Genomic DNA, 9463 nt, shown 5'->3' with positions numbered 1-9463 from the left:
CCCCTGCCTTCTTGTCTGTGGTTTTGCGGGCGCAGTCGCTCCTTAACGGTAGCCTGAGAACCCCACCCACCCCTCTATGAAAAACTGGCGGATTAAGCCAGAACCCCGCTCCGGAAAACATTTAACCTCCCCGAATTTTTTAAAATAACCTTTGTCGACAGCCTGAAACTCACCTGTAGGTGAGTTTTATAAGTTCCAGTATTTTTACCTGTCCTTAATTAAATTTGACACCTCTGACAGCGTTGCGGATGCCGGCCACTGCGGCCGGAATATCTTCCGCCCCGAAAATAGCTGATCCCGCGACCAGTACATTAGCGCCCACTTCTACAACCTGGCGGGCCGTTTCTGCATTTATACCACCGTCAATTTCTATATCAATATTTTTGCCAAGAACATTAATCATCTCACGCAGAGCCCTTATTTTCGGTAATACCGCCGGAATGAATTTTTGCCCGCCAAAACCAGGATTAACCGTCATCAAGAGGACCATATCCAAATCGGGCAGAACATATTCTATAGCTGTCAAAGGCGTAGCGGGATTTAAACTTACACAAACTTTTTTCCCCAAGGCTTTGATATTCTGAATGCTTCTGTGCAGGTGCAGGCATGTTTCCGCATGGATGCCGATAATGTCAGCTCCTGCCCGGGCAAATTCCTCAACATACCTATCGGGTTCAGAAATCATCAGGTGGACATCAAAGACCAGCTTGCTATGAGGCCTTAGCGCCTTTACAACCAAGGGACCGATGGTAATGTTGGGCACAAAATGGCCATCCATTACATCTATATGCAAGTATTCTACGCCGGCTTTTTCAACTACAGCCACTTGTTCGCCCAGCCGGGCGAAATCGGCTGACAAAATAGACGGCGCTATTTTAACCATACTAGTACCTCCTCTTGCGGCCCTCAAGTTCCTTCATAAAAGCCTCGTAACTTCGGTAGCGGCTTTTATCAATTAACCCCTGAGCCACAGCATTCTTAACAGCACACTGGGGTTCAGCCAAATGCAGACAACCGTTAAATTTACAGGCTCCTTCATAAGAGGCAAACTCCGGAAAACAGGTAGCCAGACTTTCTGTTTCCATCTCCGGTAAATTCAGGCTGCTAAATCCGGGAGTATCGGCAACAAAGCCTTCCACTTCCAGTTCCAACAGTTCCACATGCCTCGTCGTATGCTTGCCTCGGCCAATTTTTGCGCTAACTTTCCCGGTCTTCAACATTAAACCCGGCTGGACCGCATTGAGCAAAGAAGATTTTCCGGCACCTGACGGCCCAGCAATAACGGAAATCCTACCCGCGAGCCAACTGCGCAGATCTTCTATGCCCATGCCGGTTACTGTACTGGTCAGAATAACCCGGTAACCTGCTTTTCCGTAGGTGTTTTTTAACAATTGCGGAAAACCCAGGTCAACAAGGTCACACTTATTGATGCAAATAACTGCTTCGAGTCCTTCATATTCAGCCATGACCAGCATCCGGTCCAGCAGCTCCCTGTTAATGGCCGGATCTTTGGCCGCCATTACAATGACCACCATCTCCACATTGGCAATGGGCGGCCGTGCCAATTCAGAAACCCGGGGTAAAATCTCTTCAATTACGCCCTTACCTTTTCCCGTTTCCCTGACCACGACACGGTCGCCGGCCAGGGCCGGTTTATTTTCCAGCCGAAACCTTCCCCTGAGGGAACATTCCCAGATTTTGCCTTTATACTTGACATAGTAGTGGCCGCTGTATCCTTTAATGACCACTCCTTCAATCATATAACCACCTTATTTAACGGTTTTTTCCTCCAGTAATGTTCCATCCATCCATACTTCTATTCTGGCTTCTTTGTAATAGGTTATAATTTCCGATACCTGTTCGCCGGGGTTAAGGGTCTTGTTATAAGCTTCCCGGGTACCGGTAACATCAGTAACAACAATTTTTACATTATGAGTACTGCCGTCATTGGGAACCTTCATTTCCACCCGCGCTGTTTTTGCTTCCGGTCCCGGTCCCCGGCTAAGCACAACCTTTACTTCAGTGCCTTCCAGAACCTGCCTTTCCCCGGAAACAGGATCCTGCCTAATGACAATTCCGGCTTCGTATTCGGTACTTTCCTCCTGACCGATATCCTGACTCAAGATCAGGTTGGCCGCTTCTATTTTCTTCTTGGCTTCACTGAGCGTCAAACCAATGAGGTTCGGCACAATCACATATCGCGGCTCTCTGCCCTTGCTTACTTCCAGCGTAACCGTGGAACCTTCCGGCGCTTTCTCTCCCGCTTCCGGTAGCTGGGATATGACCGCCCCTTCCACCACTTCGTCGCTGTAAGACTCTTTAATATTATATTTGAAACCTTTATTTTCCAGATCAATTTTCGCCGCCTCAATATCCTTCTGCCCCACGTCGGGCACTTCCACCATTTTCGGACCACTGCTTACATATAGCATAACCGTTCGGTTCTTTTTAATTTTCTCCCCCGGCCCGGGTTCCTGGGAAATTACATTACCGGCTTCCACTTCCGGGTGATTCTGCCTGGTAAATTCAGCTTTTAATCCGATCGCTTCCAAGGTTCTTAAAGCTGTGTCAAGGGGCATGTTGGTTACATCTGGCACTTCTACTTCCGGCACATACATGAAAGCATTGAGACCATACGCAAGTCCAATTAAAATACCAAGGATAATAACGGCGGCATATACTTTGACCATGGGCCGCACTCTTTTCCGGCGCCGCTCTTTGCGGGATTCCCCTGTTCCGCCTTCCTGGCCGGTATCGCTAACCACCGGCATAACCTTGGTGGCAAACTCATCCATATCTATGGCCTTGGTCTCATCGCTAATGCGGCCCAATAATACAGTATTTAGGTCGGCAGCCATGCTTTTAGCCGTCTGGTACCTGAGACCGGGGTCCTTTTCCATGGCTCGCAAGATAACTTTGTCTAATTCGGGAGTAACCTGCGGGTTAACGGTAGAAGGAATAGCCGGTTTTTCCTGAATGTGTTTCAAAGCAACAGAAACAGGAGTATCGGCCTCAAAAGGCACTTTGCCTGTGAGCATCTCATACAGGACAACCCCCGCAGAATAAAGATCAGACTGCGCGGTAGCAGGCTGGCCCTTGGCCTGTTCGGGGGAAATATAGTGAACAGACCCGAGAATCGTCCCGTGCTGCGTAATAGTACTGGCAGTCACGGCCCGGGCAATGCCAAAATCAGTCACTTTTACCCGCCCATTGTTAGCTAATAATATATTGTGCGGCTTAATGTCCCGGTGAATGATGCCGTTTTCATGGGCATGGCTCAGTGCGTCACATATTTGCTTAGCGATATTTACTGCCTCGTTGACAGGGAGGGCGCCTTTTTCATGAATAACCTCTTTCAGGTTCCTCCCTTCGATATACTCCATAACAATATAATGAATGCCGTTTTCTTCACCTACATCGTAAATACCCACAATATTCGGGTGCGACAAGCGAGCCACAGCTTGGGCCTCGTTCCTGAAACGGTCAACGAAATCAGGGTCACTGGTAAACTCCGGCCTGAGCACTTTAATGGTAACAATCCTTTGCAGCAGGGTGCACCTGGCTTTGTAAACCAGGGCCATCCCTCCGCCGCCAAGCTGTGATAATATTTCATATCTATTATTACCAAGAAATTGTCCAACCTTCAACTTTTTCACCTCTTGTCTATTATAACCGCCCTGAACAGTTCTCTGGCTATGGGACCTGCTACTTGACCCCCGGTGCCACCGTTTTCTACTATTATAGCTATTGCCACCTGCGGGTTTTCCACAGGGGCAAACCCAATAAACCAGGCATGGGTTTCACCGTGGGGATTTTCAGCCGAACCGGTTTTACCCGCAACAGAAATCCCCGGCAACCTTGCGGGCCGTCCGGTACCTTTTTCCACTACAGCCCGCATGGCTTCTACAAGCTTTCTGTTGATGTCCGGGCTGACCACCCGCTGCGCCTGAGCAGGTGTGGTTTGCGAAATCACTGTTCCGTCGTGTCTGCGCACTTCTTTGATTAGATAGGGAGCCACTTTGTTGCCTCCATTGGCCACTGTCGCCGCCACCAAAGCCATATGCAGCGGCGTAACCAGAGTGCGTCCCTGACCAATGGCTGTCTCCGCCAAGGCCTCGGGAACCAGTTCGCCCGGTCCGGCTACAATCCCTTTTTTCGTGGGCAATTCGAAAGGCGTCTTGTCAGTCAGCCCGAAAACCTGCATTATGTCGTAAAAGTTTTGCGCCCCCATCTCCAACCCCAGGGTGGCAAACACGTAGTTGCTGGAGCGCTGCAAAGCTTCAACAAAACCAACCTTTCCCACTACATGGGAATCATCTATTCGATTTCCTCTAATAATAACATAACCGGGCGCATTAAAAATCCTGGTCCAGTTAGCGGGGTTAAACTTTAATGCCCCGGCCCCCGTGACAACTTTAAGGGTCGAACCGGGAGGATACATCCCCTGGGTAGCCCTGTTCAGCAGCGGGCTGCCGTTACCTTCTTTCTGGAGAAAAAGCCAGTTTTTCTCAACTTCGTTAGGGTTATAGGAAGGTTTGCTGACCAAGGCCAGCACTTCTCCCGTTTGGGGGCGGAGCGCCACCACCGCGCCTTTCCGCTCTCCCAATAAACGGTAGGCCAGTTCCTGCAACGGCAGGTCAATGGTGGTAAACACGTCATACCCGTACCGTTCTTTTTGGAGATCGGGCAGGAACGGAAAAACAGTCTCTTCACTATTAAGGCCTAAAAGATACGCATTAGCAGAATACTCCAGGCCTGCTTTGCCGTATTTGGCGGAATTATATCCCACAAGATGAGCTGTGACTTCGCCCTCAGGAAAAACGCGTATATACCCATGGTCAACCTTTTTACTGTAAGCCAGGACTTTTCCCTCACGGTCCAGTATCTGTCCGCGCAGTGTCTTGGCTTCCAAGGCATAAAGCCTTTTATTCCTGGGATGGGTATATATGGCATCTCTCTTGATAACTTGCCAATAAGTTATTGCCAGTATAACTATTAAGAAATTAAAAATCAGCAGGTATGTCAATATCCTAAGATTTCTTCTCATCACTCAAGCATTCCTTCTGAGATGGAACTATCCCTGTGGGAAACGGCGACTAACAGGCCTGCCAGTACATAGCTGGAAACCAGGGAACTGCCTCCGTAACTTATAAAAGGCAGTGTTACCCCTGTCAAAGGCAAGAGCTTAATGACTCCCGCCATAATGACAAAGGTCTGAATGGCAAATAGCGCCGAAAGGCCGCCGGCTAAAAGGATGCCGAAATTGGTACGAGACTTGGCAGCTATAACCATCCCCCTATATACAAACAGCAAGTATAAGAGTATCAAGGCTACGGCACCCAGCATCCCGGTTTCCTCACTCCAGGCGGAAAAAACAAAGTCTGTATGAACGGCCGGTATATACCCGGGATTACCCAAACCGAGCCCCGTCCCTGTTAACCCCCCGGACGCCAGAGCAAACAGAGACTGGACTATCTGATAGCCTTTACCGTCAATATCCTGCCAGGGATTAAGCCAAATAGCAACCCTGGTCTGCACATGGAAAAACAAAAAGTAACAGATAACAGCCCCAAGGGCAAATAAAAAGGTGCCGGAAGTTATATACAGCCACCGCCCGGTAGCAATATATACCATAGCCAAAAAAGTACCGTAAAAAATCAGCGCCGTTCCCAGGTCCTTCTGAAAAACCAGGAGCATTAAGGACAGACCGCACATAATAATTACCGGTCCGATATATCTCAGGCTTGGCAGCCCAATACCAAGTATTTCCCTGCTGCCGGAAACCAGGATATCCCGCTCTTCTTCCAGGAAACTGGCCAAAAAAACAACCAAAATGATCTTTACAATTTCCGAAGGCTGAAAACGCAGGGGCCCCAAGGCCAACCAGCTTTTGGCGCCGCCAACTTCCACTCCGAATATTATAGTCAGAACTAATAACAAAATCCCGACTATTATATATACGTATTTGTAATCCTGTAACCTAACGTAGTCGGCAAGAAATTTTATTACAAACACAAAAGAAAGAAGACCTACTACCTGCCAATAGAACTGCTTAACAGCCACATCAGGCGAAAGCCTGAACAACAGCAGCATACCAATGAAGTTAAGCATCGCTATCAGCGGCAGGATATATGGATCGCCTATTATCTTCCACCTGGCCAACAACAAACTTATGGCAAGCAACAATACGACCAGAATACCGCCATAAGTAAATATATCGGTATGCCACCTTTGGTTGTCAATAAACCATAAATTCAATAGGCCGGCCCCAAAAAACAGGGCTGCCCATAAAATAAGACTCATTACCTTCCTGTGCACTGCAAGCATTTAAAACGCCTCCCGAAGAAGCCTCTCTTAAATCCAATTATACATAAAATTCAGGTGATCATACCTAAAACCAGTGAAATATTATCGTTGCCGCCCCTGTCCAGGGCCTGCTTGACCAGTTCGTCCGCCGCTGCTTCCAAATCAGTGGAATTAATAACAACTTCAGCAATTTCGTGGGGTGCCAGCAGGTTAGATAAACCATCGGTACAGAGCAGGAGGTAATCCCCCTTTTTAACTTTAGTTTCATAAAAATCCACTTCCAACTTGACCGAAGCGCCCATAGCTCTGGTGAGAACATTTCTTTGCGGATGACTTTTGGCTTCCTCCGAAGTAATCCCGCCGTTTTTCAGCAATTCGTTAACCAGGGAATGGTCGCTCGTAAGCAGAAGGATATCCGGACCGCTTATAATATAAGCCCTGCTGTCCCCGATATGAGCAATAATGGCTGAATTGTCGGTGACATAAGCCAGAGTAATGGTAGTGCCCATTCCATACAGGTTTTCATTAGCCTGGGCCTGATTGTATATTTCCCTGTTGGCCTGCAGAATAGCTTCTTTCAGCATTTTCTGCGGAGTAGCAAAAAACCTGTCTTTGCCGCTCCTTAAAAACTGTTCGACCAAATCGAGGGCCATTTTACTCGCCACCTCGCCGGCCATGTGACCGCCCATCCCATCGGCAACAGCCAACAAATTAAGGTCTTCGTAAATGCCGCAGTTGTCTTCATTATTTTTTCTCTTTAATCCTATATGACTTTTTTTAACCGCTCTCATTCTCCCACCTCACCACTTTAAAGGTGACCCCACCAATGCTAAGGAGAGCTCCTTCATCCAATGGAACGGGCCTATCTATACGTTTCCCGTCAAGCAGCGTCCCATTTCGGCTGTTTAAGTCTTCTATCCAATACCTGCCATCTCTGTAGTAAATCCTGGCATGTTCATGAGAGACAAAAGCATCATTAATACGCAGGGAGTTTTCAGCCGAACGGCCAATCTGCATATATCTTTTCACGGGATATTGCATTCCCACTTTAATGTCGTCAACAATGCTTTGTATGGCCATCAATCCGTATGCTTCACATACCTCCTGTCCGGCATAATCGGCCAAACTCTGCTCATGGCTGCCGCCAGAAGTTTTGCCTTTAATATCCCGGGCAATCATTGCCACTACCTTAAAAACGAAAAGGTATATGAAAAACAGGACAACAAACTTCATTCCTAAAAAAATCCAAGGACTGTTCATCAGACCACCTTATATTCAATAATGGTGTTCCCGAGTTTTATTGTATCACCATCCATCAATTTTTTCTTCATGACACGCTGGCCGTTAACGAATACCCCGTTGGTACTGCCATGGTCAACGATGAAGTGATACCCGTCGGCGTACGTTATGTCGGCATGTAACCGGGAGACGTTTTCATCTAAAAGCGATAGGTCACACGTACGCCTTCGTCCAATGGTAATCGGTTTGGTACCGAGGGGGAATTTTTGCAGATGCCCCCCGGCAGTTGTCACCGTTAATGAGGCGATTATCTTGAATTTGTCTTGAACAAAGGTATCTTCGAAAGCCCTGTTTTTTGTTGTCCCTGCTAAAGAAGAAAACATGTCTTCCCTATTTACCACAATAGTATGCTCAAAGGGGCTATGCCCGTTGTCGGTAGCCGGTTTTTCATCAGGCAGCGCCTCCGAAAACCTGCTTTTTACCTCAACAAATCCCGGCATTACCCTTTCGTCTTTTTCAAATTTTATTTGTGGGGGCCCGACCATAGCGTAATTACGCTGCTTGGCCTTTGCGGCCACAAAATCCTGCAGCTCCCTCGCCAGACTGCCGACCATGGAGGAAATCTGCTCCCAATCCTTGTCACCCACAAAAACAGTATATTCGTTAGGAATATAAATTTTGGAAACACTCACTGTCTTCTTGTCCCGCATTTCCCGGGCAATCATTTTCGCTATCTCGGCCGGCTGGATTGACCCGGTAAACTTTTGCTTAAAAAAACCTTCTATATGTTTTTCAGACCACTGCTCAACTTTAGTCCAAAAACCCATCTTTTTTCCCTCCGGTTTCCAGGGCAAGATTGTATTTCCTTCGCAACTGGCCGCAGGCTGCGTCGATGTCGGTTCCCATTTCCCTGCGCACTGTGGCAGGCACCCTATTTCTCTCCAATATAGTCTGAAATCTTTTTACAGTTTCGGTTGACGGACGGTACCATCTTCTTTCTGCCACGGGGTTAACAGGAATCAGATTGACATGACACAGCATACCCTTTATCAAACGGGCCAGTTCCTCTGCATGGCCCTGGGAATCATTCACGTCTTTAATCAGGGTATACTCAAAAGTAATTCTCCTGCCGGTCTTTTTAATATATTCGTGGCAGGCAGGAATTAATTCCTCTAACGGGTATTTTCTGTTTACCGGCATCAACTTGTTGCGCAATTCATTATTCGGAGCGTGTAGTGATACCGAAAGGGTTAAGGCCAGCTTCTCTTCAGCCAGCTTATATATTTGGGGAACTAAACCACAGGTAGACAAGGTAATATGCCGCATTCCAACGTTAAGTGCATAAGGAGCCGTAATCAAACGAATAAACTTTAAAACAGCCTCGTAATTATCCAGGGGCTCACCGGAGCCCATAATAACAACACTGCTGATCCGCTTTTTTTTATTCTGTTCAATACGCAAAACCTGGTCGTATATTTCTCCAGGTGAAAGGTTGCGATAAAATCCGCCAATAGTAGAAGCACAGAAAAGGCAGCCCATTTTGCAGCCCACCTGGGTTGAGACACATACGCTGTTACCATAATTGTGCTTTAAAAAAACAGTCTCTACCGTATTTCCATCAGCCAACTCGAACAGATACTTGGTTGTGCCATCCCGGCCTTGCTGCTCTTTTATAATCTCCAACCTGCCGATGTAGGCAGTTTTTGACAACCTTTCCCGTAAACTCAGAGGAAGATTGGTCATATCGGCAATTTCCGCGACCCCTTTTTTAAAAACCCAGTCTGCAATTTGTTTGGCCCGGAAAGACTTTTCTCCCAGCTCAATCAGAAATGCTGTCAATTCTTCCAGAGAAAGGTCTTTCAGATTCGTCAAGGCACTCATTCTCTAGACCCCTTTAATTCTACAAAATTTTATCAAT

Annotated in this window: 9 protein-coding genes; all 9 read right to left on the bottom strand. The window is 47.4% G+C overall.

The window, feature by feature from the left end; all coding sequences use genetic code 11:
• Window positions 1-214: 214 nt before the first annotated feature.
• From rpe to rlmN, 9 genes are read right to left on the bottom strand one after another with little or no spacing between them, the layout of a single operon-like run.
• Entirely contained in the window at window positions 215-883 is a 669-nt protein-coding gene (rpe, locus tag Tfer_RS12865; RefSeq protein WP_052218745.1) for a ribulose-phosphate 3-epimerase, read from the bottom strand.
• Between the two features lies 1 nt (window position 884).
• The gene (gene rsgA, locus Tfer_RS12860) at window positions 885-1760 is read right to left on the bottom strand and encodes a ribosome small subunit-dependent GTPase A (protein ID WP_052218744.1); all 876 of its coding nucleotides are present in this window, start codon (window positions 1758-1760) and stop codon (window positions 885-887) included.
• Between the two features lie 9 nt (window positions 1761-1769).
• Complete coding sequence (pknB, locus tag Tfer_RS12855) at window positions 1770-3647, bottom strand: Stk1 family PASTA domain-containing Ser/Thr kinase (protein WP_052218743.1); 1878 nt, start codon at window positions 3645-3647, stop codon at window positions 1770-1772.
• Between the two features lie 5 nt (window positions 3648-3652).
• Window positions 3653-5047, bottom strand: coding sequence for a peptidoglycan D,D-transpeptidase FtsI family protein (locus Tfer_RS12850; protein ID WP_052218742.1), 1395 nt, complete (start codon window positions 5045-5047; stop codon window positions 3653-3655).
• Window positions 5047-6327, bottom strand: coding sequence for an FtsW/RodA/SpoVE family cell cycle protein (locus Tfer_RS12845; RefSeq protein ID WP_052218741.1), 1281 nt, complete (start codon window positions 6325-6327; stop codon window positions 5047-5049). The genes Tfer_RS12850 and Tfer_RS12845 overlap by 1 nt, the downstream gene beginning before the upstream one ends.
• Before the next feature lie 50 nt (window positions 6328-6377).
• On the bottom strand, window positions 6378-7097 hold the full coding sequence (locus tag Tfer_RS12840) for a Stp1/IreP family PP2C-type Ser/Thr phosphatase (RefSeq protein ID WP_052218740.1): 720 nt from the start codon (window positions 7095-7097) through the stop codon (window positions 6378-6380).
• Window positions 7084-7566 carry an FHA domain-containing protein gene (locus Tfer_RS12835; protein ID WP_052218739.1) on the bottom strand — a complete coding sequence of 161 codons (483 nt, stop codon included), beginning with the start codon at window positions 7564-7566 and terminating at the stop codon, window positions 7084-7086. The genes Tfer_RS12840 and Tfer_RS12835 overlap by 14 nt, the downstream gene beginning before the upstream one ends.
• Window positions 7566-8372 (bottom strand): FHA domain-containing protein, encoded by an 807-nt coding sequence (locus Tfer_RS12830; RefSeq protein WP_052218738.1) that lies wholly within the window; start codon window positions 8370-8372, stop codon window positions 7566-7568. The genes Tfer_RS12835 and Tfer_RS12830 overlap by 1 nt, the downstream gene beginning before the upstream one ends.
• Entirely contained in the window at window positions 8356-9426 is a 1071-nt protein-coding gene (rlmN, locus tag Tfer_RS12825; RefSeq protein ID WP_052218737.1) for a dual-specificity RNA methyltransferase RlmN, read from the bottom strand. The genes Tfer_RS12830 and rlmN overlap by 17 nt, the downstream gene beginning before the upstream one ends.
• Between the last annotated feature and the right edge of the window lie 37 nt (window positions 9427-9463).

The organism is Thermincola ferriacetica (assembly GCF_001263415.1).
Classification (GTDB): Bacteria; Bacillota; Thermincolia; order Thermincolales; family Thermincolaceae; genus Thermincola; species Thermincola ferriacetica.
The sequence above is the reverse complement of the archived record's forward strand: the minus strand, read 5'-3'. Positions and strand labels throughout refer to the sequence as shown.

Coding starts and splice junctions, on each gene's coding strand:
- rpe (WP_052218745.1), bottom strand. CDS start 883: ATGGTTAAAATAGCGCCGTCTATTTTGTCAGCCGATTTCGCCCGGCTG.
- rsgA (WP_052218744.1), bottom strand. CDS start 1,760: ATGATTGAAGGAGTGGTCATTAAAGGATACAGCGGCCACTACTATGTC.
- Tfer_RS12850 (WP_052218742.1), bottom strand. CDS start 5,047: ATGAGAAGAAATCTTAGGATATTGACATACCTGCTGATTTTTAATTTC.
- Tfer_RS12845 (WP_052218741.1), bottom strand. CDS start 6,327: ATGCTTGCAGTGCACAGGAAGGTAATGAGTCTTATTTTATGGGCAGCC.
- Tfer_RS12840 (WP_052218740.1), bottom strand. CDS start 7,097: ATGAGAGCGGTTAAAAAAAGTCATATAGGATTAAAGAGAAAAAATAAT.
- Tfer_RS12835 (WP_052218739.1), bottom strand. CDS start 7,566: ATGAACAGTCCTTGGATTTTTTTAGGAATGAAGTTTGTTGTCCTGTTT.
- Tfer_RS12830 (WP_052218738.1), bottom strand. CDS start 8,372: ATGGGTTTTTGGACTAAAGTTGAGCAGTGGTCTGAAAAACATATAGAA.
- rlmN (WP_052218737.1), bottom strand. CDS start 9,426: ATGAGTGCCTTGACGAATCTGAAAGACCTTTCTCTGGAAGAATTGACA.